This is a genomic window from Oscillospiraceae bacterium, assembly GCA_025758045.1.
Classification (GTDB): domain Bacteria; phylum Bacillota; class Clostridia; order Oscillospirales; family Ruminococcaceae; genus Gemmiger.
Genome location: CP107208.1, coordinates 2451278 through 2476939, shown reverse-complemented (window position 1 = coordinate 2476939; position 25662 = coordinate 2451278). Strand labels below are relative to the sequence as shown.

The window sequence follows — 25662 nt, the reverse complement described above, 5'->3', positions numbered from 1 at the left end:
TTTTTTGTGCGAAAATTCAGACAATAAAAGAGGATGTGACCGATTCCCGTCACATCCTCTTTTTTGTGATGCTATAGTAAAAGTTTCTTTACTTACTTTCTTTTCAAGGAAAGCAAGTTACTGCCCGCATGGCAGCGTAAACACGAAGCGGCACCATTTGCCTTCCTCGCTTTCGGCGTGGATCTGGCCGCCGGAAAGGTTGATGAGGATCTTGCATATATGCAGGCCCAGGCCGCTGCCGCGGGTATTCATGCCGCGGGAACGGTCCTCTTTGTAGAAGCGCTCAAACACAAAAGGCAGGGCTTCGGGGGCGATGCCTGCGCCGGTGTTCTCGATGCGGACCTCCACCATGCTGCCGTGCTTTTCGGCGGCAAAGCTGATAACGCCGCCTGCCGGGGTGAACTTGATGGCGTTGTCTACGATGTTGTACACGACCTGATGCACAAAATCCGGGTCGGCGCAGATCATCAGCGGCGGGCCGCCAAGGCCCTGGATGTCGATCTTGCCATCCTCGATGCGCTGCTCGTCCGAGAGGACCACATCGGTCACGGTCTGCCACAGGTCGTAGTTTTTTGCGTGGATGGGCACCTCGCCGGCTTCCAGCTTGGTGATGTCCAGCATGTTCTGCACCAGGCGGGCCAGGCGGCCGGTCTCCTGGGAGACGATGGCCAGGTAACGCTGGTTTTCCTCGGGCGGGATGGTGCCGTCCAGCATGCCGTCGATAAAGCCCTTGATGGTGGTCATGGGTGTGCGCAGCTCGTGGGCGATGTTGCCCATGAACTGGCCGCGGGAGTTATCGATGGTCTGCAGGCGGGCAGCCATGTTATTGAAGGTGGTGGCAAAGTCGGCCAGCTCCACACAGCCGTCCACCGGGGCACGGGCGGTAAAGTCGCCGCTGCCCAGGCGGCGGGCAGCCTCGCTGATGTCCTCGATGGGGCCGGTGATGCGCTTGGCCAGCACCCAGCACAGCAGGCTGCACAGCAACAGGATGACCGCGGCCGAGATGCCGAACATGGCCAGCATATCCCCCATATAACTGGCCAGTGCCGTCATGGGGCTGGCGGCAAACAGGTAGCCGGTGTAACCGCCTACCTCAACACGGCGGCCCGCGGTATAGTATTTGCCGCTGTAGACGCCGCCCAGAGTGCCGGTTTTAAAAATGTTGTCGCCGGCGTCCATCTCGGCCAGCATGTCGGCTGGGATGGGCTGCTCGGTAAAATCTTCGCTGCCGGTGTGCAGCAGAATGTCGCCGTTTTCGTCGGTCACGAACAGCACCGCGCCGGAGGAAGTGGTGAACAGGTCAAAGCCGTTGCGGGCGTTTTCCCTGGCCTGCTCATTATCCAGCGGGCGGGTCAGAACAGAACCATCCTCAGCGAATGTCTCGCAGAGTTTCGATGCACCGTTCAATATATCGTTCAGGGCGGTGCAGCGCTCCTGCACGAAGTAGGCGGCGGAGAGTGCTGTCTGGATGGCGCACATGACGCTCAGGCCCAGCACCAGCACTACGGCAATGGTCGAGAAGAACTCCCGGCTGATGGTGTTGCGGCGGCTCATTCCTTGACCTCGAACTTATAGCCGACGCCCCATACAGTCTTGAGGTTCCACTGCTCGGAGGCGCCTTCCAGCTTCTCGCGCAGACGCTTGACGTGGACGTCGATGGTACGGGAGTCGCCGTAATACTCAAAGCCCCAGACCTCATCCAACAGCTGGTCACGGGTGTAAACACGGTTGGGGTGGCCCGCCAGGCAGGCCAGCAGCTCCAACTCCTTGGGCGGGGCCTCGACGACTTTGCCCTTGACTTTCAGTTCGTAGCGGTTCATATCCAGGTGCAGGTTGTCGAAATCGTAGACGCCCTTGTTGGTGTCCTCTTTGGCGGCGGTGCGGCGCAGCACGGCCTTGATGCGGGCGGTGACTTCCTTGGCGTCAAAGGGCTTGACGATGTAGTCGTCGGCACCCAGCTCCAGACCCAGCACCTTATCGTAGGTCTCGCCCTTGGCCGTCAGCATGATAATGGGGGTGTTGTCCTTGGCGCGGATCTTGCGGCAGACTTCCCATCCGTCCATTACCGGCATCATAACGTCCAGCAGGACCAGGTCGGGATGCAGTTTGTCAAAGTCGGTCAGGGCTGCTTCGCCGTCATGGGCCATCGTGACCGAGTAGCCCTCCTTGACCAGGTAAAGACGCAGCAGTTCGCAGATATTTTTATCGTCATCGACAACGAGGATCTTTTCGTTTGCCATAGTGATTCCATCCTTTCGGCGGGGTTCTCATGCCACCCCAGTATATATTTATAGTATAGCGCAAAATTATGGACAAAGAAAGAACAGAATATAGTTTTTGTGCGAATTTTTCCAGATTTTACTTGATTCACAGCCGCCTGCTGAACAGCCCGTCCCGGTTACAGTAGGCGTAGACCGTGCCGTGGCCGCGCTTTTTAAAGCGGACCGTGATGTCCTGCGCAGGATACAGCTTGACCAGCTCGGCGCGGTCGTTGCTGACCCAGGCAATGAAGGAGATGTAGTGGCTTTTGGGTCAGGGCCTTGCGTTCCCGCAGGGCGCGGATGGTTTCGTTTTGTACATAGCTCATGGTTTGTACCCTCACTTTCCGGTGCCCAGTATACGGCAAAACGGGTCTGGCGGCAACCTACGCTGCGTAGAGTTCGTCATTTTGCCGGATATTGGGTGCCGATTTTGTCGTAACGTCAAATTTTATAGGCTGGATTGCAGTTTTTTGTACATGATGTTAAAATGTTATCATCGAGAAATGATAAGGAGCAGCCCATGGACACTGTAAAAATTCTGGAAGTGAAGCAGAGCATCTTTGCTTCCAACGACGAGCAGGCCGAAGCCCTGCGCAAGGAACTGAAAAAGAAAAAGGTATTTTTGCTGAATCTGATGAGCGCACCCGGCTCCGGCAAGACCACTACCCTGCGCCGCACCATTGCCGCGCTGAAGGACGAGCTGCGCATCGGCGTGATGGAGGCGGATATTGACTCCGACGTCGACGCCCGTGCCATAGCCGAGACCGGGACGAAGGCCATCCAGCTGCATACCGGCGGCATGTGCCACCTGGACGCCGAGATGACCCGGCAGGGGCTGGAGGGCTTAGGCGAGGACGGGCTGGATTTGGTAGTGCTGGAAAATGTGGGTAACCTTGTCTGCCCGGCCGAGTTTGACACGGGCGCGGTGAAGAATGCGATGATTTTGTCAGTACCCGAGGGCCACGACAAGCCGCTGAAATACCCGCTGATGTTTCAGGTGTGCGATGTGGTGCTGGTCAACAAAATCGACGTGCTGCCGTACTTTGATTTTGACATGGACAAATGCCGGGAGTATGTGGCAATGCGCAACCCGCAAGCGAAGGTCATTCCCATCTGCGCACGCACCGGCGAAGGCATGGATGAATGGACCGCTTGGCTGAAAGAGCAGGTCAGCCAGTGGCAGGCGTAAACTGAGCAAATAAACGGACTACGGATAAAGGAGCAAGGTATGAGCAAACCGACTGCGTTCCCGCTGGATGAGAGCAAGCTGCCTTTTGAGATACCGAAAGACGCCGTGCTGCGGGAAAAAATCGTAAAACTGGGGCAGATGATCACCGACCGCATCCCCGCCAAAAACCGCCCCCTGACAGCGGAGGACCCCGAGTATTGGGGTCTGGCCAGCATCGTGACCGACGAGATGGCCGACGTTGCCTTAAAAATGAAGGTGCGCAAGCCGATGACCCTGCCGGAGATCGTAAAGGCCACCGGCAAAACTGCCGAAGAACTGGAACCGCTTTTGTACAAAATGTCCTGCGTGGGCTTGCTGGAGTATAACTGGGAGAACCCGCGCCGGGAGAAACAGTACGTACTGCCGATGTTTGTGCCCGGCAGCGCTGAGTTTTTTAACATGAATAAGCAGCAGATCGCCGAACACCCGGAAGTTACGGCGTTCTTTGAGCGGATGACTTTTTTGCCGCTGGAGCATATCACCGCCATGGTGCCGCCGGGCGGTGCGGGCATCGGCATGCACGTTATCCCCGTGGAAAAAGCCATCGAGACCGAGAACCAATCGCTGGACATTGAGCATATCTCCCACTGGCTGAAAAAGTACGAGGGCAAGTATGCGGCGGGGCCCTGTTCCTGCCGGATGTCCCGCGCGGCCATGGGCGAGGGCTGCGGCGACGACCCTGACGACTGGTGCATCGGCGTGGGCGACATGGCGGATTATCTGGTGGAGACCCACAAGGGCCACTATATCACCTACGACGAAGTAATGCAGATCCTGCAGAAGGCCGAGGACAACGGCTTTGTGCACCAGATCACCAACATTGACGGCGAGAACAAGATTTTTGCCATCTGCAACTGCAATGTCAACGTCTGCAACGCGCTGCGCACCAGCCAGCTGTTCAACACGCCCAACATGAGCCGCTCGGCCTATGTAGCCAAGGTGGAAAAGGAAAACTGCGTGGCCTGTGGGCGCTGCGTGGAGTACTGCCCCGCCGGTGCGGTGAAGCTGGGCCAAAAACTGTGTACCAAGAGCGGGCCGATCGTTTACCCGCGGCAGGAATTGCCCGACGCCGCCAAGTGGGGGCCGGAGAAGTGGGCCATCGACTACCGCGACAAGAACCGCATCAACTGCTACGACACCGGCACGGCCCCCTGCAAGACGGCCTGCCCCGCCCACATTGCGGTGCAGGGCTACCTGAAGATGGCCGCCCAGGGCCGCTACCGCGACGCGCTGGCGCTGATCAAAAAGGAGAACCCATTCCCCGCCGTGTGCGGGCGCATCTGCAACCGCCGGTGCGAGGATGCCTGTACCCGCGGCACCATCGACCAGGCCGTGGCCATTGACGCTGTGAAGAAGTTCATTGCCCAGCAGGACTTGAACGCCGAGAGCCGCTATGTGCCGCCGGTGGTGCAGCCCTCACTGCAGGGGCTGTGGAAACAGAAAATTGCCATCATCGGCGGCGGCCCTGCGGGTTTGAGCTGTGCATACTTTTTGGCGCTGCAGGGCTACAAGCCCACCGTGTTTGAGAAAAATCCCCATCCGGGCGGCATGCTGCGGTATGGCATCCCCTCGTTTAAATTGGAGAAGGACGTTATCGATGCCGAAATTGAGATTTTGAAAGAACTGGGCGTCGAGATCCGCTGCGGCGTGGAGGTCGGCAAGGAAGTAACGCTGGCTGACTTGCGCGCAGACGGGTATAAGGCGTTCTATCTGGCCATCGGCTGCCAGGGTGGCCGCAAGGCCGGTGTGCCCGGCGAGGAAGCTGCGGGTATCCAGACCGCCGTGAACCTGCTGCGCACCGTGGGCGACGATGAGAACTATAAGATGAGCGGCAGGACCGTGGTCATCGGCGGCGGCAACGTGGCCATTGATGCGGCGCGTGTCTCGCTGCGGTGCGGCGCGGACGCGGTAACGATGGTCTGCCTGGAGCCCCGGGACGGCATGCCGGCTTCGGCCGAAGAAATTGCCGAGGCCGAGGAGGAAGGCACCGCCATCCGCTGCGGCTACGGCCCTAAAGAGTTCGTGACGGAAAACGGCCATGTGACCGCCGTGGTGCTGAAAAAATGCACGGGTCTTTACAATCCAGAGGGACGCTTTGCACCTACCTACGACGAAAACGATACCATTACCCTGCCCTGCGACAATGTGGTGCTGAGCATTGGCCAGTGCATCGAATGGGGCGGTCTGCTGGACGGTGAAGCCGTAGAGCTGGGCCGCGGCCAGGGCGCTGTGGCCGACCCTGTGACCTACCAGACCGCCCAGCCGGACGTGTTTGTGGGCGGCGACGTCTACACCGGCCCGCGCTTTGCCATTGACGCCATCGCCGCCGGCAAGCAGGGCGCGGTATCCATCCACCGCTTTGTGCAGCCCAACACCAGCATGACCATCGGCCGCAACCGGCGGGAATTCTTTGAGCTGGACAAGGGCAACCTTTCCATTGGTGAATACGACCATACGCCCCGCCAGCAGGCCGCCGTAGATGAGCACATCGACGTGCATCGTTCGTTCCGGGATGCCCACCTGACGCTGACCGAAACGCAGGTACGGGCCGAGACCGCCCGCTGCCTGGGCTGCGGCGCCAGTGTAGTGGACCCCAACAAGTGCATCGGCTGCGGCGTTTGCACCACCAAGTGCGAGTTTGACGCCATCCACCTGCATCGTGACCTGCCCCAGTGCAGCAAGATGATGAAGAGCGAGGACAAGTTCAAGGCAATTTTGCCCTATATGGCCAAGCGGGAGATCAAGATCCGCTTTGCCAAAAAGGGAAAGTGAGCCGTTATGCATGAACTGGGAATCGTTTTCCATATCATACGCACAGTGGAAGACGTGGCAAAACAGAACGATGTAACGCGCATACGACGTGTAACGCTGCAATTGGGCGAGGTGAGCGGCGTGGTGGAGAGCTACCTGCAGGATTGCTGGAAGTGGGCTGCTGCCAAAACGGACCTGCTGCCCGGCGCGGTGCTGACGGTGGAGACCATCCCGGCCGTCACCCAATGCCAAGCCTGCGGCCGGCAGTACGAGACCGTGCGCTACGGCCGAATCTGCCCCCATTGCCAAAGCCCGGATACCTACCTGGTGCAGGGCAGCGAGATGATGATAAAAGAAATTGAAGCGGTGGAAGCGGACGACGCGGCCACCTGAATACGAGCAAAGGCCCCGGTATCCACGCCGGGGCCTTTGTGTTTTTATGGCAATACCGCATAATTCTAAGTGCCGATACGGCGAGCGAGGTGCGGCAGATGCTAAGCCAAAAGCGCAGATAATACTTTGTGCTGCAAAGGTGAGCGCCGCCAGTGGCGGATACAGCGAACCGAAGCAGGGGCAGCGGTCGCAGAGTGCGAGGGGCTTTTGTCCCCGAAGCACGATGCGGGTACCGCAACCCGACATTATCGAGCATTTTGGCAACGCAGATGCCGTGCCGCAGCCGCCGGAGCGGTGCTTAAGCCGTTAGGCGGGAATTGTGCGGTGTTGCCTTATATTTCGTTTTGGCTCTGTTGGAGCAGGCGCGGCAGCGGAAAGCTGCGCGCGGCGGGCCGTACTGCGATCGCGGCTATAAGAAAAAGCGGTGCTGAAGTGAAACGCGCCTGAATTATGACTTGCATCTTCGCGCCAAAACGGATAAAATTTACCTTAATAAAGTAAAAAAGAAGGTGCAGAGATGACTGCAAGTGAAATCGAGGCGTTGGGCGGCTACTATGGGGCCACGCCGAAGCCCGCGGACTTTGAGGCGTTCTGGCAGGCGCGCATGGCCGAGGCAGACGCGGTGCCGCTGGACTATACCGTCACCCAGGCCAAAGAGGTGCCCAGCTGGGACGGCTGCGACTTTTTGGACCTGTGGTTTACCGGCATGGCAGGTGCGCGTATCTACGCCAAATATCTGCGGCCGCACAGCGATAAGCCCGTGCCGCTGGTGCTGCAGTTCCACGGCTACCCCGGTGCGTCCCGCTCCTTTGCCGAGCAGGCCTCCTTTGCCGGGATGGGCATGGCGCTGATCGCCATGGATTGCCCCGGCCAGGCCGGGTACAGCGTGGACGCCGGCGGCTTTTTGGGAACCACCGTGTCCGGGCACATCGTCGCCGGGCTGGACGGTCCGGCCGAGGGCATGTACTAAGTGCGGCTGCATCAGAACATCCGCATTTTGTGCCGTATCGTGCGCCATCTGCAGGAGATCGACCTGCGGCGGGTGTTCGTCAACGGCGGCTCCCAGGGCGGCGGGCTGGGGCTGGCCTGCTGTGCGCTGAACCCCGGCCTCATCAACCGTGCCGCCATCCTCTACCCGTTTTTGAGCGACTTCAAGCTCGTGTGGGACCTGGGCGCGGACGAGATCGCCTACGAGGGCATCCGCTACTACGCCCGCTGGTTTGACGCCGACGAGCACCAGCAGGACCGCTGGTTTCGCCAGCTGGGCTATATCGACAGCAAAAACTTTGCCACCCTGGTGCAGTGCCCGGTGCTGTTTGGCACGGGACTGGAGGATGTCATCTGCCCGCCCCAGACCCAGTGCACCGTCTACAACAATTTGCACTGCCAAAAAAAGCGGTATCTTTTCCCCAGTTACGGGCACGAGGAGATTGCAGAATTTGACGATATGCTGTTAGACTTTTTCTGTAAAGAGGAGGCTGTGCTATGACTATCACCGAACAGAAAGCCTTTTTGCAGACTTACACCGGCAAGGCGCAGGCCCCGGCACATCCGGCCCAGGATTGGGCAGACGCCGTGAAGGAACTGCATTTTGAAGCGCAGACTGCCCCAGTGGAATTTGCCAACGCTTACGGTGTGTATGAGCGGCTGACAATCACCTACGAAGGCCGCACCGTCACGGCGCGTGTCATCCGCCCGGCTTCAGCGGGGCAGCATCCCCTGCTTTTGATGTACCACGATCTGAACCGCGGCGTGCGCGGCTGGCACCACATGACGCGGTTTTTGGCGCTGGGCTTTGGTACGGTGGCGCTGGAGGCCGAGCCTTACAAGGGCGATTGGCTGGCTGACCCCGCGCAGGCAGAGTTCCGCACGCGGTATAAGGACGCGCTGGCCGTGGCCAAGGCCGCGCTGGCGCTGCCCTGGGTGGACGCGGAACGGGTGTATGCTTTTGGAGAGGGCTTCGGCGGCGGACTGGCACTGCTGACGGCCTGCCTGCTGCCCCAGGTGAAGCGCTGTGCGGTGCTGAATCCCCTGCCCGGCGATTTTGCCGGAGCGGGCGTGGCCGGACAGGATGACCTCGACCTTGCCAATTTTGCGCCCCTTTGCCGCGCCGAGGTGCTGTTGGGCAGCTGCCTGATGGACACCTACGCGCCGCCCCAGGGGCAGGCGGCCATCTACAACCGGCTGGGCGGCCCCAAGCAGTGGAAGATGTACCCCAAGTATGTACATGAACGTGTCAACTTTTTCGAGAATCAGATGCTGCTTTTCTTCAAGAATGGCATCGCGGAGTAAGCCCTGACGCAAAACTTTATAGCGAAAAACAGCGCCGCAGTTTGTACGCTGCGGCGCTGTTTATTTCTGGTTGGCGGCGTTTTTTGTCAGCATATTGCCTACGGTACGGCGCGGGGCCAAGGCGGTGCCCAGGGTGCGGATGTTCTCCCCAGCCACAGGCGCAGGCACTTTTTTTGCGGCAATTTCCATTGTCCGTGAAACTTTTTTGCGGTATACTACGGATTATAGACAGGCGGCCCGCCAGGTGGCCAGATTGGAGTGAAAGACCATGAAGGATGACAAGCTCTGTATTTCCCCGGATGCCCTGATCGCCATGATCGTGACCGAAGCGCAGGACCGCGCCCTGGCCCAGATGCCCGGCCCCGAAGCGCCGCTGGGCGAGGTGCAGGCATCCGATGCGTTTTTGCGCAGGATGGATGCGCTGGTCCATACTGCCAACCGCAGGGCGACTCGGCAGTATGGACGGTTGGCGATCAAGCGGTTCCTGGTTGCTTTGGCCACGGTGCTGTCGCTGTTTTCCTGCACGCTGCTGCCCGTAAAGGCCGTGCGGGAGGCGGTGGTAGAGACCCTGCTGGAATGGCACGACCAGTTTGTGACGGTCTCCTTTTCGGATGGGGATGCCTCCCCCGTGCCCGCGTTTCGTGCATCGCTGTCCTATATTCCGCAGGGGTTCACGCTGGTAGAAGCCAGCGATCCGGCCGCCACGCAGTTTTATTATGCGCAGTATGCCGACGACTCAGGCGGCTCGTTTGATGTGATCATTGCGCCGATCAACGATACGCAGGCCCAGATAAACAACGAGGATGCGGCCTATTATTCCCTGCAATTTGACGGTCACGACGCAATTTGGTGCGTTATGAATGTTGACAATTCTAACGTTCTTGTGTGGGAAAGTGACCGTTTGGCTTACTCGATGATGGGCAATTTGGATATAACGGAGCTTATCAAAATTGCCGAGGGCATTTTGCTGGATACGCTATAACCGGGAAGTTACGATTCAGGAGGAAACTTCGTGCTTGTTTTCTATCTTGCTGCGCTGGACAGCGATGACAATAAAAATAAATTTGAAACGATTTACCGCAAATACTACCGCTTTATGCTGCACACTGCCGCGGGCATTATCAAAAATCCCACGCTGGCCGAGGATGCCGTACATGAAACCTTTGTGCAGCTGCTGCGCGAGATCGACACCCTGCGCATCGACAACGAGCGGGCGCTGAAATCTTACCTTTACATCGTGACGCGGGAGCGGAGCATTGATTTTCTCCGCAAGTGGGAGCGCCGCGGCACCCGGCCCGACTACGAAAGCCTGGCCGCGGCCCTGGACCATTACGTTGAGCCGGAGGAAGTGGCGCTGACCAATCTGCAGCTGGACCGGGCCATCGCCCTGCTGTAAGAAATGCCGCTGATCTACCGCCAGACGTTGGTTTTGCGGGTGAAGGGCTACTCCATCTGCGAGATCGCCAAAATCACCGATTCCAGTGAGCCGAACGTCCGTACCCGCATCCACCGCGCACGCGCCATGCTGCTGAAATCCTTTGCGGAGCAGGCGGAGTGAGGGCGTTATTTTCCTATCATTTTAAAGGAGGTTCCCGACATGAAACGGATTTGGTTTGTATCGTTTGGGTTGCTTTTGGCCGCGGTGCTGGCCGGGTGCAGCGGGCAGGTTGATTTTGCCGCTCCCGCCGCCACGGCAACACCTGCCCCGACCGCTGCACCGATTGAGAGCAGCGCCAGCCCCACGGAAACGCCCGCGCCCGCGCTGTCGCCCGCGGCGGAGGTCGGCGTGGAGTATGAGGACCTCTCCTTTTTAAGCGACGACCCGCGGCAGGTGTACGATCTGGCGTATAAGCTCCGCTATGCGCTGTACGGCATCCCGGACAATATACTCTGGCAGGATTCGACGCCGCAATTCAAACAACACTCCGACGATGGTGTTTCTGTGCGGAGAGAGGGTAATTATTTGCTGTACGAAAACCCCTATTCTGATTTTACAGACCTTATGCAGCGTGTTTTCACGGCGGATTTTATCAAAAGCCTGGGGCCGCTGTACACCGAAAAATTTGTTGATTTGAACGGTCACCTGGCGACTTCCATCGACGATGCCCTGCTATGTCCCATGATGGACGATTTGTCCCGCACCGTGATGGACAACTGCCCCGATACCTACCGCCTGGAATCCGCCACCAACGATACCGTTGCGTTTGCCCTGATTGCCCACTACGACCGAAACTGGGACACCTCCTTTACCCCGGAGGACATGGACGTTTATACCATCGAGTACCCCATCCGCCTTGTGCGCACCGCCGACGGCTGGCGGGTCGATGAGTTCCACTGCACAGATTTTGGCTACGGCGAGGCGCTGTTTGAACCGCCGCTGACAGAGCAGGATGCGCAAATTCCTACGCCGGATTTTTTGACCGAGGAACAAAAGCAGCTCTACCTGCGCGCCTACAAAATGATGCTGGTCCGTGCAGGCACTTACATCATCGATGACACGCAGTTTTTCCCCTGCGACACGCCGGACACGACCCGCACGCAGGCGGACACCGTCACCCTGGACGGCTGCGATTACACGCCCGCGCTGCATCGCTATCGGAATTGGGATTTCTTTTACGCCACGCTGCGGGACATCTTTACGAAGGGCTTTCTGGCTGACACCTATTTGTCCTCGGACGGGTTCTGCTATTTCCGCTCGGTGGATGGCGATATGTATTATCTCCTCACCGAGCGCGGCATGGCGGCCGGTTATGACTTGGCCACGACCACGATGACCTTTACGAAGCAGGAGGAAACCGATGAGAAAATTGTCATCGGGGTCACGGCGGTGTATGCCACGGACGATTCCGGCAGTCAGGCGTTCCGCCAAGCCGTGCAGGACGGGCTGATTTCCGACACAACCAGCTACACCATTACGCTGGTGCGGGAGGTGGGCGGATGGCGGTTTGCATCGTTTGATGTTCCTTACTGAATTTTTCCTGAAGCGGTGTGCTTGCTTTGCAGCTACAATATATAGTGTTATAATGGCGTTATAAATAGTTTTTCCGCCATATAAGCATACGCCGTTGTTTTTGTAATCAGTACCCGTATAGTCAAATCCACCACCGGGCAGCCATCGGCATCAATCAGAATCGTCACTTTATTATTTTCCTTCCATAACCCAAGCAAATGCCCTTGCGGTCCGTAGGTCGGCATCTTTGAAGTGACCGCCCGTGTTCCATTCCAGCGTGCAGGCTTTGCCGCGCTGGATCAAGGCGCTGTGCAGGGTACGGATGTTATCGCCTACTGCCGCCATCGTCTGATTTTTGGTATGTTCCTCGCGGTCACCAAGGCTGAGGTAAACACGCTGCGCCTGGATAGGGTGCGCTGCTTCGTATTCTGACCAGCCGGGAAACCATACGGACGGAGAAGCCGCCGCCACGCCATACAGCGCATCTGTCTGTGTTTCCGCCCACAGTGCAAACAACCCGGCCAGTGAGTAGCCGCCCAAAATAGCCTTGCCATCTTCCTTTATAGAATACTGTCGGCGGATGCGCGGCACAGCCTGTTCCAACCATGCAAGCGTGTCCCCCGCCCTGCCGCCGAAGCCCTGCTTGCCCCACACAGGCGGCACAGGCCAGGGCGACAAATCATCGTTCCAGTTTTCGACTTGGACAGCGGCCAGCAAAAATGGTTGTGCGGTTTGCCGATGTATAGCTTCCACTTCCCGCGCCATCCCGGCAAAATCGTGTTCGTCCGCCATTTGCAGCAGCAAGTATTCGGCGCCAGTATCACCATAGATACGGCAGCTTCTGTTTTTTATCTGCAATAACTGGTTATCCATAAAATTGATTACGTATTATCAGTCGATGGCGGCGCCTTTGGCCGCACATACGATCGTTGTTATGGAGTTGGCCTCGATCTCACAGGCAACAAGGCTGCCCTTGATGCGCAGTGTGACCGGCATACATTGTTCCGTTCGGTTCAGCAGCACGACTGCCAATGTGCCGTCGGGATTCACGAAGGACACTGTCTCCAACTTGTCCGTGTAGCAGGTTGCCGCAATCCGCTTTGCTCCCGGCAATACATAATGGCTGAACTGCGCAATGTAGTAGTACGATAACTTATACTCAACTTCTTTTGTATTTGGATTGCACATGATCGGCGCATCGCAAAGATTGGAAACGTGGTTCGGGCCGCCCTTTTCATCCAGCACGATGTTCCAATCAAAGAACAGATTCATACCGGCGTTAAAATTTCCAATCATATCGTGTGCGTAAATCTGCGCATTTTTTAGCTGATCTTTATCCCGAAAAGAATATTCAATGCATCCTTCCGTAAAAATCAACCGTTTATCAGGATATTGCTCGCGCACAAGGCGTACCGCATCGAAGTGGTCACCGCTGTACCAATGGAAGGCGAAACCGTCAATCATTGCATTGGTGCTTGCGGTAACACAAGTGCTTGCACATTCGAACAAACGCTCTTTGTTGTGGTCCCACAGATTGATTTTGATTTTTCCCAATCCGGCTTTCTGCAATGCAGGGTACAGATGCTTTTCAAGAAATTCGCGTTCTTCCTCATGCGTGTAGCGGCAGCTATCCCATAGCTGTGTGGCATGGGGTTCATTCTGCACAGTCAAATATTCTACCGTGATGCCACGGTTTTCATATTCCTGAATATAGCGGCAGATATAGTTTGCCCACGCATCGGCATACTCCGGCAGGAGCTTTCCGCCGTGGTTGCGGTCGTTGTTGGTTTTCATAAACGCAGGCGGAGACCACGGCGTAAGCATTACACCGATTTTATGACCGGCATACTGCTCTGCCAACCGGATATAGGGCAGAATGTATTTTTCGTCTCGTGCCAGCGAAAAGGTCTTGAATTCTTTATCCTGTGGATCCGTCACAGCAGAATAATTTCCCAGCGAGAAATCACAGCTGTCAAGATGGGTGCGAACAAAACTGTACCGCAGTCCCTCCGGTCCAAAATATCCCCGCAGAATTTTTTCTGCTGTTTCTTCCGGCATCTGCCGCAGCACCGAACCGGCAGCTTCGGTAATGGCGCCGCCGAAGCCGTCAATCGTCTGATAGCGAATGTCCGGGTAGAGATTCAGCAGCTGGACTTCTTGTGTATCATCGTCTGCCACAACTTGCAACGGGGTAGTGACCTGCTTCACGACGCCGCCATCAAATAATGTGGTATGCTTATTTGCAGTCATAGTTGTATATGCAACGCCATACAAACGAAGATTTTCTTTTGCAGCGCTGGGTGTTCCCGTCTGCCGAACCGACTCCGGGGTCGAATCTCGCCATTGAATCTCTTTCATAAAACGCACCTCTTATTTTTCTGAATCCACGGTCAAACTGCCAATGACTTTTCAGAAATGTCTCTTTCCTCTGCGCCCGGTAATTTTGGCTTCACTCCCTGCGTTTGAAAGCTCTATCGCGCAGCTGCGAACCGGTACAATTTTATTGACAGCATCTGCCACACGCATTGCCCGTTTACGTTGTGCTGTTTTCTGTGGTGCCATGGGATACCCCCTGCGATGTATTTAATAAAATTGTACCATATTACGTCATTAAGTTCAAGCTTATCCGCTTTTATTTTCAGCCAGGCAAAAACCTTCTATCTGCGCGGCAATACCGCATAGAATGAAAGCTGCCGTTGATGCCATGCTCAAACAGCCCCACTGCCCTTTTGTGTTGTATGCGGGGTCAAAGAAATGGGGCAAACGCAAGGAATTTGAAGCCTGCCTCCGCAGCAAGCTGATCATTTAAGAGAGGCAATGCCGTTGAAAATAGGGATTTCATGTGCTATAATTTCAGTATCGCGTTGGATTCCCGCTTTGAAAAGGAGTCCACTATGGGTAAAAACCTAAGGCAATACCGCATAATTCTAAGTGCCGATACGGCGAGCGAGGTGCGGCAGATGCTAAGCCAAAAGCGCAGATAATACTTTGTGTATTATCGAGCATTTTGGCAACGCAGATGCCGTGCCGTAGCCGCCGGAGCGGTGCTTAAGCCGTTAGGCGGGAATTGTGCGGTGTTGCCCTAACGCGAAAAGAATGCGGAAAAGGCATACGCCAAAGAAAGGACGGGTTATATTCCGCAAGATGCTATACCAAAGATGGGGAACGGCGAGAAAATACTGCAAGTCGCTGCCCGAAGCCAAGCAAAAGAACCCCACAACCGCCGGCTATATGCTCTGCTGTTGGAAACCGGGCTGCGCACGGGTGACTGATTGGTTTGATTGGGGCCGCCATCCATTGGGAGAAGCGTACTCTTACCGTCCAAAAATGAGGGGGCAACCCCAAAATCGGACAAGATAAAATAACGATAATAAAGGAGAATTTTGGAATATGAAATTAGGTATCGTAGCTTCAGCGGTACTTTTTATATATCTATAATTCTCCAAAAACCTCAATATATTTTCATAGATACGCTGTTTTAAGCCATCCTCCATTTCATGTAAATCCACATAAATCCATGTACTTTACTCCCAAATGGGGGTAAATACGGGGGTAAAACACAGGGAACTCAACGCGATAAAACGCCTCGATTTTCGATCTAAAAGTGTTGTGAGCCGTTTTGGGCACATTGTTGTCTTTAATGTGCAGGACAACAAAACAGCGCCTTTAATCTGTTGCTGTATGCAATCGGATTGAGGCGCTATTTTTTATATGTATATAAAAGCTCAATAATTTCATTGCGGCGTATTTCGACGTCAGACACTCCATCACCTCCTCTCATTTCTCTAAACCCCATCTTAAATGTAATTAGTGCAAAAACCTTGCACTAATTATTTGAACTTTTTGTGAATTTTTGAAGTTAAAAAAACACCGCCGATTTCAGTAAAGGAATCAGCGGTGTTTTGCATTAGAAGTTTTTTATTCCGACTATATGCCAATAGCGGAAAAGTTCCTGTCTCATACAGAAAGATTCAGTGTAAGTTCTTCAATTAAATATCTCTGTACTAGTTTTTCTGCTGTTTGCAATGTATCAGGTACAGCATAAAATTTATGGCAATACCGCACAATTCCCGCCTGACGGCTTAAGCACCGTTCCGGCGGCTGCCGCACCTTGCTCGCCGTATCGGTACTTAGAATTATGCGGTATTGCCTTATATTACTTCACCTATTATTATGTGTATCTTTACCGTCTTGCTTTTATAAACTCTTTCATCTGTTTTGCTTGCGTATCCAGCACAGACTGATTTCTAAGTTGCGGCGCATTTCTATCCCGATGTACGCTGCCAAGCGAATAGTCTTACTTCACACCCTTGTCACCAAGGTCTGACAGGTACCGCGCACGGCATAGCTGCCGCTGCCTGCGGGCAGGAAGAAGCTGTCGCCTTTCTTGACGACCACGGTCTCACCACCGCAGGTCAGCTCACCCTCGCCGTCTGTGACGAGCAGCGAAACAAAGCTCTTCTCGTCCGCTGTGTCCTCAAACGCGCCGTTCTTGGCATCCACGGTGAAATATTCACCCTGCGCCAGATGGTTGCCGAAGTCATGCTTGACAGGCGGGGTGCGCAGGGTCACGTCCAACGCCTTCTCCACGTGCAGGGCGCGTGGCTTGCCGTCCGCCCCCACACGGCCGTAATCGTACACACGGTAGGTCACGTTGGAGTTCTGCTGTACCTCGGCAATGACAATGCCCTTGCAAATGGCGTGCAGCGTGCCGGCCGGAATAAAGAAGCAGTCACCCTTGTGCACCGGCACGGCGTTCAACACCTCGGTCAGGGTGTTATTCTTGATGCGCTCCTCAAACTCCGCCTTGGAGATTTCATGGTCAAAGCCATAGTACAGGAAGGCACCCGGCTCACAGTCCAGCACATACCACATTTCGGTCTTGCCGTACTGATGCTCGTTTTTCAGCGCGTACTCGTTGGAGGGGTGTACCTGAATGGACAGATTGTTCTTTGCGTCAATGAACTTTGTCAGGATTGGGAACTGTTCAAACTTCTCGCAGTCGGTGCCAAGGCAGCCCGGGTGGGCGGTCACATAGTCCGCCAGCGTTGTGCCGTCCGCCAGATAGCTGGGACCGTCCGGGTGGCAGGAAAGCACCCACGCCTCGGCCAGCGGGTTCAGATCGCTCTTGATGCCAAAGTCACTGCGCAGGCGGCTGCCGCCCCACAGGTAATCCTTGCAGCTGGGAGTCAATTTCAGTATATTCATATGGATCTCCTTTACCTCAAAATTTCATTTTTTACTCAGGCATCTTCTGTTTCCTGTTCTCGCAAAAAATAGCACACAATAAACGCTGACTGTGTCATGCCCAGCCAGAGTAGAAACACCGCATTCCAGCCTCGGCTATGCCGCCGATGCCCCGTGCGGTCGCAGCTGCACCAAAATAGGTTATGGCGCTCAGCACAGGGCGCTAAAATCTTCACTTTAAGCAAACCACTTCTCGGCGTCTTTCACAATTTCACATTCGACCTTTTCAGCAGCTTCTCTGTTTTCGGCACTGACAGAAATGTAAATTTTCAGTTTCGGCTCCGTGCCGGAGGGACGCACGACAATAGAGCAGTTATCTTCCAGCAGGAACTTCAGCACTTCAGACTTGGGCAGCCCGTCCAGGCCATAAGCATAATCCAGCAGCTTTACAACCTTCTTACCGCCAAACGCTTTGATATTGCCGCGGAATGCCTGCATAATGCTCTGCATCTTGGCAAAACCGGCGCTGCCGTCGAACTCGTAGCTGTGCAGGGTGTTCAGGCAGTAGCCATAGGTCTTGTACAGCTCGTCCAGCTTATCCAGCAGGCTGATGCCCTTGGTGGCGTAGTAGCTGAACATCTCGCAGATCATGTAAGCACCGTCCACGCCGTCCTTATCGCGGACGTAGGAGCCGGTCAGGTAGCCGTAGCTTTCCTCAAAGCCGAACACATAGCTGTCTGCCCTGCCCTGCTTTTCCAGCTTGCCAATCTGCTCACCGATAAACTTGAATCCCGTCAGCACATTGATTGTCCGCAAACCATAATGGGTAGCGATTTGCTCGCCCATATCCATCGTCACGATGGTTTTGATCATAACCGGGTCAGTGGGCATCTTGCCGTGTTTCACACGCTGGCAGCAAATATAATCCAGTAACAGCATACCTGTCTGGTTTCCGGTCAGCAGTTCATATTTACCCGCCTTGTTCTTGACTGCAATGCCCACACGATCGCAGTCCGGGTCGGTGGCAAGCAGTAAATCCGCATTGCACTTTTTGGCATACTCCATGCCCAGTGCCATAGCTTCTTTAATCTCCGGATTCGGGTACGGGCAAGTCGGGAAGTTCCCGTCCGGCTGCTCCTGCTCCTTGACCACGGTGATGTTGGTGTAGCCCATCTCCTTCAGTGTGCGGGTCACAGGCTTCAGGCCGGTGCCGTTCAGCGGGCTGTAAACAATAGCCACATCCTTATTGACTTCTTCGCCAAACAGGACAGACTGATTCTTGACCTCATTCACAAATGCGGTATAGACTTCGTCCGGGATGTACTGGATGTTGCCGCTTGTAACACCTGCTTCAAAATCGCTAGTCTTGACGTCTGCAAAAATGTCCAGCTTCTCGATTTCGGCAAGAATCTCCGCAGCAGCCTCAGTGGTAATCTGGCAGCCATCTGCGCCGTAAACCTTGTAGCCGTTGTATTTGCTGGGGTTATGGGAAGCGGTGACCATGACACCCGCAGAGGTATGCAGATAACGGGTCGCAAAGGACACGGTAGGCACCGGCATCAGAACAGGCCAGATACTCACCTTGACCCCATTGGCTGCAAAAACACCAGCAGCGACTTTTGCGAACACGTCGCTCTTGATGCGGCTGTCATAGCCGATTGCCACAGAAGGCTCTGCAAAGTTTTTCTTCAGATAGTCAGCCAAGCCCTGCGATGCTTTTGCGACCGTGTAAATGTTCATGCGGTTGGTGCCTGCACCGATTACGCCGCGCAGACCACCCGTGCCAAAGTCAAGGTCACGGTAGAAGGCATCCTCGATTTTGGCATCGTCCAGCGTTTTCAGTTCGGCGGCAACATCGGCATCTGCCGTTGCATTAGCAAGCCATCGCTCATATTCTTTTTTGATGTCCATCTTAATTTTCCTCATTCCATGCGGCTTTTGGCCAGCAGGGCTGCACCGATGACCCCTGCGCGGTAGCCCAGCGTGCAGGCTGTAATGCGGGTATGTTTTTGGGCAAAATCATGTCCGAACACCATGGGCTCCACGGCGGCACGCAGCGGCTTCAGCAGGTTTTCACCCTGGTTGGCTACACCGCCGGACAGCCCGATGACCTCCGGGAAAAAGATGTTAATCAGGTTGGCAATGCCTACCGCAAGATAATGAATGTAGGTATCCACAACCTGCTGTGCGGCGGCATCCCCCTGCGCAGCGGCATCAAATGCCGTGCGACCGTTCACGTCTTCCGGCTTTGCGGCCAGCACGTTCAGCGCACTTTCCGGGTGGGCAAGCCGTGCTTCTTTTGTCATGCGGATCAGTGCGGTGGCACTGGCCAGTGCCTCAAGGCATCCATGACGTCCGCAGGTGCAGCGCGGGGCGTCTGCTGTATCAAGAATCACCATGTGTCCGGCTTCGGAGGCGGCGCCGGTGTAGCCTGTCAGCAGTTTTCCATCCAGTACAACGCCTGCACCAACGCCGGTTCCCAAAGTAACGACAACGGTACTCTGTGCGCCTTTAGCGCAGCCCGCAAGAGCCTCGCCCAATGCAGCAACATTTGCATCATTACCAACGGCAACCGGCAGACCTGTCTTTTGCGCCAGATATTCCTCCATTGCAAAATCATGCCAATCTAGGTTGTTGGAATACAGCACCGTTCCGCCGTCCACAGTTCCCGGGCATCCGACACCAACACCTGCAACGTCCTTTCCCTCCGCCAGCTGCAGGCACAGCGCTGCAATGTCATCGCAGACAGCTTCCGCCGGGCGCGGCAGGTTTGTGGGGGTGTTGGCTTCGCACAGAATTTCACCCTCGCTGTTCACAAGTGCGGCCTTGATGTTTGTGCCGCCAAGATCTACGCCCAGATACAACATATGCCGTTTCTCCTTCCTTGCTTTACTCTACGGTCAGGTCGGCGCGCAGCAGAATATTCTCTGCATTGTCGCCAAGCTGGAGTTCAAATTTTCCGGGTTCTACCCGCCATACATAATCAGGACCAAGGGTACGCAGCTGCTTTGGTCCGACAGTCAGTTCCACCCGACGGCTTTCACCGGGCGCAAGCGTCAGACGGCGGAAAGCTGCCAGCTGGCGCTCCGGCTTTACGACGGAGCTGAACATATCCCGCACATACAGCTGCGGCACGGCATCGCCGGTGTACTTGCCGGTATTGGTGACCGTGACACTGACAGTGACCGTGTCCTGCGGGTCGATCACGCTGCGGCTCAGGGCCATATCGCGGTAAGCAAATGTTGTGTAGGTCAGACCGTAGCCAAACGGATACAGCGGCAGCCAGTCCATCTCCACATAGCGTTTTCCGCCGCCGGGTCGCCGGCTGTAATGGCAGGGAATCTGCCCGACACTGCGCGGGAATGTGATGGGAAGCCGTCCACCCGGGGCTGCATCGCCAAACAGTGTTTTTGCAATAGCGGTGCCGCCCTGCTCACCGGGGAACCACGCCTCCAGAATGGCAGGCAGATGATCGTTTTCCCAATTCGCCGTAACGGGGCGTCCGCTTTGCAGCACCAGCACCACAGGGGTTCCGGTTGCATAAACAGCCTGTACCAGCTCAAGCTGTCTGCCGGGCAGGTTCAGGTCGGTGCGGTCAAAGTTCTCGCCGCTGGTCTCCTCGTTGTCGCCCATGCAAAGGATGGCGACATCCGCTTTGCGTGCGGCTTCCACTGCTGCGGGGAAATTTTCCCGCCCGGCGCTGTACCCGAAAATCACGCGGGCGCCCCGCCGGTCGTTGACAAACTCAATGCGGATTTTATAAGTGCGTCCGGCTTCAAAGTGGAAATCCAATGCCTGGTCAGCGCTCTTATCCTTGCCCCAGCCATCAATCAGCAGTTTGTCATCCACGTACAGGCGCATACTATCCTGCGTACTCAGCCCGATGCAGCCATCCATTGTGCGGGGCATAACCACAGAACCCGTCCAGACAACGCTGAAACAGTTGGCATCCAGTGCAGGATGCGGCAGTGCGAAAATCCAGTTGAAATTGACGGTACGATCCGTGCGAACCTGCACCGGTTCGCCCTGCGGCACAGGTCCGTTATAATAGCGGCCTGTCAGCCCGGCTTTGCCGTTTTCATCGTACAGCATGGACGGACCAAACGGGTGCAGCGCCTGCCCCAGAAAGTTGCAGCCGCGCTCGTACAGCACCTCGGTTTCGGGGCTGACTGCAGCACGGATTCCGTCCAGCACAGAAACCCCGCCTTTACGGCCGCGTGTTTCGGTATAGTCGCCATAAGAAACCGTATCAGCTGCCGGACCGATGACTGCCACGCTGCGCAGGTCTTTTCTGATCGGCAGCAAGCCATCATTCTTGAGCAATACGATGGATTTTTCCGCTATTTTTTCCGCGGTGGTCAGGTGTTCCGGGCAGCGCAGGATTTTATCGGCGCGTTTTTCATCCGTATAAGGATTTTCAAACAACCCCAGTGCAAATTTCATACGCAGCACACGCCGACACGCCGTATCCAGCACCGACATCTTCATGGAACCGCTTTCAATCAGGTGGGCAATCGCTTTCTGCCAGACATCATGCGGAAAGTCGTAAAGCTGCAAGTCTACGCCGGCTTCCAGACCAAGGCGGATGGCCTCCTCCGGCGTTTCGGCAATAAAGTGCCAGTCATACAGGCGGGAAACCGCCGTCAGGTCGCTGCGGACAAACCCCGGCATACCAAACTGCCCGCGCAGGACATCCGTTAAAAGCTCATGGTCCATGGATACCGGAATACTGTCGATGGAGTTGTAGCTGCACATAGCGTCGCACGCTTTGCCGTCTGCAAAAGCCGCTTCAAAGACAGGCAGACAGTCGCTGAATACATCGTGCCGTCCCATGGTGGAGGGGGCGCAGTTCAGTCCCCCCACAGGGTTGCCGTAGCCGACGTAGTGCTTGGGTTCGGCAGCCACGGTGTCCGGTGTCGTCAGGTCTGTCCCCTGCATACCCAATACGGTTTCGCGTGCAAACTCAGCACAAAGGTATGTGTCCTCACCATAGGATTCTTCCGCGCGACCATACCGTGGATCACGAATCAGATCCATGACGGGGCTGTATGTTTCGTGAATCCCGCAGGCCCGGGACTCTGCCGCAATGGCGTGTCCCATCTCGCGCCCGAGTTCAGGCTCAAAGCTTGCCGCCAGACCAATTTGCTGCGGAAAACTGGTTGCGTTGTTTGTCATCAGCCCATGCAGTGCTTCCTCGCTAAAAAGGTATGGGATGCCAAGACGTGTGTTTTCTATGGCATACCGCTGCACAACATTGGCTTGGGCAGCAGTCATACCGCGCAGTTGCACACTGCCGACACTATTGTGCTGCATCAGTGCATCAAACCGCTGCATATCCACGGCTGTAACCTTGCCGTTTTCGTCCTGCGTTGTAAAATCGCCGGAATAATACTGATCTGTCTGCAGGATCTTTTCTTCAAGGGTCATCCGGCTCATCAGGTCGCTGATGCGCTCTTCTGTCGAAAGATCCGGGTTCTGGTATGGGTACATCTTTTTTCTCCCTTTATGTTACAGAGGGCAATTTTCGCCCATTTATAATCAGGTTGGCAAAACCGCCGATGCCTGCCACAAAAAACAGCAGCGAAATTGAGCTGTCCCCCATAGATTTTTCCAGCATGGGCTGGATGGCGGTTCCCACTGCGGCCGATGTGCAGGTGGCAATGCTGCTCATGGCAGCCGTTACGCCAAAGTAAGCGGTTTTGCCGCTTTCAGGACTCAATGCAAATTGCAGGTTTGTGCTTGCCAGTGATGCGCCGCCTGCACAGCCCGCCGCAACGACAATCAGAACCGGCGCAACCAAATGTGCAAAGGAAGGGCGCACAAAGGACCAGCCCAGCGTGCAGGAAAGATTCAGGAATGCAGTAAGCCAAATAACGCAGTTCCACGCAGTGCGGTCGGCCAGCCGCCCCCACACCCAGCTGCCTGCCATGCCCACAACAGCGGACACGACACCCACCGATGTGATGAAGGTGTGGCTGAGCCCCAGCACCCGCAGCTCATACACGGAAAGGAACGGAGAAGCAAAGCCGCCAGTCAGCCCGCCGATGATGCAGTAAAAAAGCAATGGACGGTAAGCAGGGTCGCGCACTGGGCGCAGAATATCCGCCGGGCGCATTTTGGAGGTGAATTTTACCGGGTTCTCTCTTACCGAAGCAAGCAGAACGGCATCCACCACAGTAAGCGACAGGCTGACAATACCGATGATAAGAAAGCCGGTATAGCCCTGCCCCTGTTCCAGATAATAATCCAGTACGCGACCAAGTGCAAGTGTTGCCGCGCTGGAAACGCAGGTTCCGATAATGCTCTTGACGGCGTAGAACTGACCGCGCCCGCCTTGGGGGGCGATGCCCAAAACCATGTGTTCCAGCCCCGGCGTAACAAGCCCCGCAGAGAAAAAGCCGATGGTATAAAGCACCAGCACCACAGCGCGGGCATGACCGGGGTCCGGCAGAGCCAGCGGTATCAGCAGGATGCTGCTGACCGAAAGCCGGAACACCACGCACATAAGCCATATAGCCAGTTTGCGGTGGTGCATCCGTTCAAACACAAAGGGCGAGATAAACTGCAGTACGCACCCGAAAGACGGTATCATGGCCGCTGCGGCGCATAAGGATACGGACGCCCCAAGGCTGCTCAAATACCCGGCCAGAAAGTTGCCGGTGGCAACGGCATAAATCACGCCGGCCACTGCGCCTTCGGCAATAATCCGGTAGCGACCCATTTCCAGTTCATTTTCGGTCGGTGTATGCGCAGGAAAAAACAGCTGATAAAGCCAGCCCATGGCTTACCTCCCGGCAGGCGCCTCCACGGTTCCGTAAGCGCGTCCGCGGAGAAGATCCGCGTAACGGCAGATTAGGTTTGTCAGAACCGACAGGCTGCTTTCTTTGCTGACCTGACGCCACTGCGCACGGTAGCGCTGCAGCCAGTCTTCCAGCGCAGCTGCCATGGCATCTGCTTCGGGGCCGTGCGGGCAGCCTGCATTGAGCCATGCGCCAATACGGTTCCACAGCACAATGATGTCTGCCGTCTGGCAGAGTACCTGTACAATCTGCTTTTTGCCGGCAGGAAGGTTTACCGCGGCTGCAAGGATATCTGCCTTTGCCTTTTCTACGGCGCGGTTGGCATCGTCAATCCTTGTAAAGTCCACCTCGGAAAGGATCTCGGCGCGGGTTTTCTCATCACATTCTATCCAGTTGACGGTATTCCGCCAGTCAAAAACTTCATAATCCTGCAGCTTTGCCATCAGACCGGCAAATTGCCCGGTGGCATCGCCGTAATACAGGCGGGAAACCGCTTCGTTCAGCTCGTCAAATTCCACAGGCTCTGCATTCCAACCGAACGCTGCGCCGTACAGGATGCCCGGAATCGTCAGGCGCGGGTCATTGACATGACCATAATCGCCCCAGTCCGTGTTCAAAAGGCCGATGGCGTTGTACTTGTGTGCATGGTGGCACATGGTACGGATATTCAGGTAAGAATTGTACATCAGAGGCATCCAACGGTTCCAGCCACAGACGCCGGGGCAGGCGTACTGCGTAATCCCGCTGGCGGCAATATCCCGGATCTCATTTTCCCGCTGATGCGGCAGATAGCCCCAGTTCAGGCAGATGGTTTCCTTGGGCAGCTCGGCACAGCTTTCCGGGAAGCGCCACATGATGTCCCCCCAGAACTGCGGTGTTACCCCCTGCGCAACAAGATATTCGCACAGCGCCTTCACATGGCTGAGATACAGGCTGCGCTCGCTCTGCTCCTCGGCGAGTGCCTTGCTGCGCCCCTTGCCCAAATCGAACGTTTCGTCATCACAGATATTGAATTTGCTGCTGCGGAAAAGCGGGCGGTATTCGTCAATCAGCCCTTTTACAAACCCCAGCGCATCGGGATTGGATACGTTCAGGGTATGGTGATTCCCTGCATAGGTATAACTGAACGGAATCTTTTCCGAGTCAGGCAGCTCGCAGAGGTCGCAACAGGTTTTTGTGCTGAGAATACGGTACATATGCCCGAAGGTAGACAAGGAAGGAACGAGTTCAATGTGCCGGGCTGCGCAGTAATCATCCAGCTCCATGATCTCCTGCGCGGTCAGCGGCGTATCCTCACGCCATGCTTCGCTCAGGTCACGGAAAAGATAGGTGTGCTCAATATAAAGCTGCCATTGGTTGATCTTGTAGCGGCAGAGAATATCTGCCACCTGTTTCAGGTAGTCCAGCTTCGGGACACGTCCGCGGGAGCAGTCCTGATAATAGCCTCTGTTGGCAAGATCGGGCCAGTCCTCAATTTCCAGTGCGGGCAGTACGGCTCCGTGCTGTTCAATATACTGGCACAGTGTCTGCACACCGTTGCAGAGTGCTTCATCGCTGCCGGCTTTCAGCGTGATGCATTCCGGCATAATGCTCAGCGTGTAACGGTTTTGCGGCAGGGCGGTATCCACCGTAAGTACGGCGTCACCTGCCCGGGGCTTACCGCGGGTGAACGGCACTTCCAGCCCGGCGTACTCCCGCAGGCAGCCCTGCAGCATCTGTGCATAAAGCAACGCGGCGGGTTCGGTCTGCCACAGGGTGATTCGGCTCTGATTGTCCAGCATATGAACCCCTGCAGGGTGT

General features: G+C 55.9%; 21 protein-coding genes and 1 pseudogene. 10 read left to right on the top strand and 12 right to left on the bottom strand.

What is annotated here, in order from left to right; translation table 11 throughout:
- Positions 1 to 117: 117 nt before the first annotated feature.
- Positions 118 to 1554, bottom strand: a complete 1437-nt coding sequence (locus tag OGM81_11560) for a HAMP domain-containing histidine kinase (protein UYJ42961.1) — start codon at positions 1552 to 1554, stop codon at positions 118 to 120.
- On the bottom strand, positions 1551 to 2240 hold the full coding sequence (locus OGM81_11555; GenBank protein UYJ42960.1) for a response regulator transcription factor: 690 nt from the start codon (positions 2238 to 2240) through the stop codon (positions 1551 to 1553). The genes OGM81_11560 and OGM81_11555 overlap by 4 nt, the downstream gene beginning before the upstream one ends.
- A 541-nt stretch (positions 2241 to 2781) precedes the next feature.
- Between OGM81_11555 and hypB the strand changes: the two genes are divergently transcribed.
- The 5 genes and pseudogenes from hypB (at position 2782) to OGM81_11530 (ending at position 8925) form a co-directional block, all read left to right on the top strand.
- Entirely contained in the window at positions 2782 to 3450 is a 669-nt protein-coding gene (hypB, locus tag OGM81_11550; protein ID UYJ42959.1) for a hydrogenase nickel incorporation protein HypB, read from the top strand.
- A 138-nt stretch (positions 3451 to 3588) separates the two neighbouring features.
- Complete coding sequence (locus tag OGM81_11545; GenBank protein UYJ45004.1) at positions 3589 to 6261, top strand: FAD-dependent oxidoreductase; 2673 nt, start codon at positions 3589 to 3591, stop codon at positions 6259 to 6261.
- 6 nt (positions 6262 to 6267) lie between these two features.
- Positions 6268 to 6633: a hydrogenase maturation nickel metallochaperone HypA gene (locus OGM81_11540; GenBank protein UYJ42958.1), complete on the top strand. Its 366-nt coding sequence runs from the start codon at positions 6268 to 6270 to the stop codon at positions 6631 to 6633.
- A 517-nt stretch (positions 6634 to 7150) separates the two neighbouring features.
- Positions 7151 to 8122 (top strand): annotated as a pseudogene (locus OGM81_11535) (acetylxylan esterase).
- Positions 8119 to 8925: an acetylxylan esterase gene (locus tag OGM81_11530; GenBank protein UYJ42957.1), complete on the top strand. Its 807-nt coding sequence runs from the start codon at positions 8119 to 8121 to the stop codon at positions 8923 to 8925. The pseudogene OGM81_11535 and the gene OGM81_11530 overlap by 4 nt, the downstream one beginning before the upstream one ends.
- Positions 8926 to 8985: 60 nt before the next feature.
- Here OGM81_11530 and OGM81_11525 read toward each other — a convergent pair whose 3' ends face one another.
- Positions 8986 to 9114 (bottom strand): hypothetical protein, encoded by a 129-nt coding sequence (locus tag OGM81_11525; protein ID UYJ42956.1) that lies wholly within the window; start codon positions 9112 to 9114, stop codon positions 8986 to 8988.
- Positions 9115 to 9193: 79 nt separating this feature from the next.
- On the opposite strand from OGM81_11525, the gene OGM81_11520 reads away from it, so the two are divergent.
- The 4 genes from OGM81_11520 to OGM81_11505 are packed head-to-tail and all read left to right on the top strand — an operon-like array spanning position 9194 to position 11896.
- Complete coding sequence (locus tag OGM81_11520) at positions 9194 to 9907, top strand: DUF4367 domain-containing protein (protein UYJ42955.1); 714 nt, start codon at positions 9194 to 9196, stop codon at positions 9905 to 9907.
- Positions 9908 to 9937: 30 nt separating this feature from the next.
- The gene (locus OGM81_11515) at positions 9938 to 10321 is read left to right on the top strand and encodes a sigma-70 family RNA polymerase sigma factor (GenBank protein ID UYJ42954.1); all 384 of its coding nucleotides are present in this window, start codon (positions 9938 to 9940) and stop codon (positions 10319 to 10321) included.
- 3 nt (positions 10322 to 10324) lie between these two features.
- A complete protein-coding gene (locus OGM81_11510) occupies positions 10325 to 10483 on the top strand; it encodes a hypothetical protein (GenBank protein ID UYJ42953.1) in 159 nt (52 codons plus the stop codon).
- Positions 10484 to 10522: 39 nt separating this feature from the next.
- On the top strand, positions 10523 to 11896 hold the full coding sequence (locus OGM81_11505; GenBank protein UYJ42952.1) for a hypothetical protein: 1374 nt from the start codon (positions 10523 to 10525) through the stop codon (positions 11894 to 11896).
- A gap of 171 nt (positions 11897 to 12067) precedes the next feature.
- Here the strand turns inward: OGM81_11505 and OGM81_11500 are convergent, their stop codons facing one another.
- Genes OGM81_11500 through OGM81_11490 form a run of 3 tightly spaced genes read right to left on the bottom strand, consistent with a single transcriptional unit; the run spans position 12068 to position 14437 of the window.
- Entirely contained in the window at positions 12068 to 12748 is a 681-nt protein-coding gene (locus OGM81_11500) for an alpha/beta hydrolase-fold protein (protein ID UYJ42951.1), read from the bottom strand.
- Positions 12749 to 12766: 18 nt separating this feature from the next.
- Complete coding sequence (locus OGM81_11495) at positions 12767 to 14233, bottom strand: glucosylceramidase (GenBank protein UYJ42950.1); 1467 nt, start codon at positions 14231 to 14233, stop codon at positions 12767 to 12769.
- Positions 14234 to 14284: 51 nt separating this feature from the next.
- Positions 14285 to 14437 carry a hypothetical protein gene (locus OGM81_11490; protein UYJ42949.1) on the bottom strand — a complete coding sequence of 51 codons (153 nt, stop codon included), beginning with the start codon at positions 14435 to 14437 and terminating at the stop codon, positions 14285 to 14287.
- A gap of 142 nt (positions 14438 to 14579) precedes the next feature.
- Between OGM81_11490 and OGM81_11485 the strand changes: the two genes are divergently transcribed.
- A complete protein-coding gene (locus tag OGM81_11485; protein ID UYJ45003.1) occupies positions 14580 to 14684 on the top strand; it encodes an excisionase in 105 nt (34 codons plus the stop codon).
- A gap of 1493 nt (positions 14685 to 16177) precedes the next feature.
- Here the strand turns inward: OGM81_11485 and OGM81_11480 are convergent.
- The 6 genes from OGM81_11480 to OGM81_11455 all read right to left on the bottom strand — a co-directional run bounded on the left by OGM81_11480 (position 16178) and on the right by OGM81_11455 (position 25643).
- Positions 16178 to 17083, bottom strand: coding sequence for a class I mannose-6-phosphate isomerase (locus OGM81_11480; protein ID UYJ42948.1), 906 nt, complete (start codon positions 17081 to 17083; stop codon positions 16178 to 16180).
- Positions 17084 to 17299: 216 nt separating this feature from the next.
- Positions 17300 to 18973: a phospho-sugar mutase gene (locus OGM81_11475; GenBank protein UYJ42947.1), complete on the bottom strand. Its 1674-nt coding sequence runs from the start codon at positions 18971 to 18973 to the stop codon at positions 17300 to 17302.
- Between the two features lie 11 nt (positions 18974 to 18984).
- The gene (locus OGM81_11470; protein ID UYJ42946.1) at positions 18985 to 19929 is read right to left on the bottom strand and encodes an ROK family protein; all 945 of its coding nucleotides are present in this window, start codon (positions 19927 to 19929) and stop codon (positions 18985 to 18987) included.
- Positions 19930 to 19951: 22 nt separating this feature from the next.
- A complete protein-coding gene (locus tag OGM81_11465) occupies positions 19952 to 22552 on the bottom strand; it encodes a glycoside hydrolase family 3 C-terminal domain-containing protein (GenBank protein UYJ42945.1) in 2601 nt (866 codons plus the stop codon).
- Between the two features lie 13 nt (positions 22553 to 22565).
- Complete coding sequence (locus OGM81_11460; protein UYJ42944.1) at positions 22566 to 23843, bottom strand: MFS transporter; 1278 nt, start codon at positions 23841 to 23843, stop codon at positions 22566 to 22568.
- 3 nt (positions 23844 to 23846) lie between these two features.
- Entirely contained in the window at positions 23847 to 25643 is a 1797-nt protein-coding gene (locus tag OGM81_11455) for a beta-N-acetylhexosaminidase (GenBank protein ID UYJ42943.1), read from the bottom strand.
- Between the last annotated feature and the right edge of the window lie 19 nt (positions 25644 to 25662).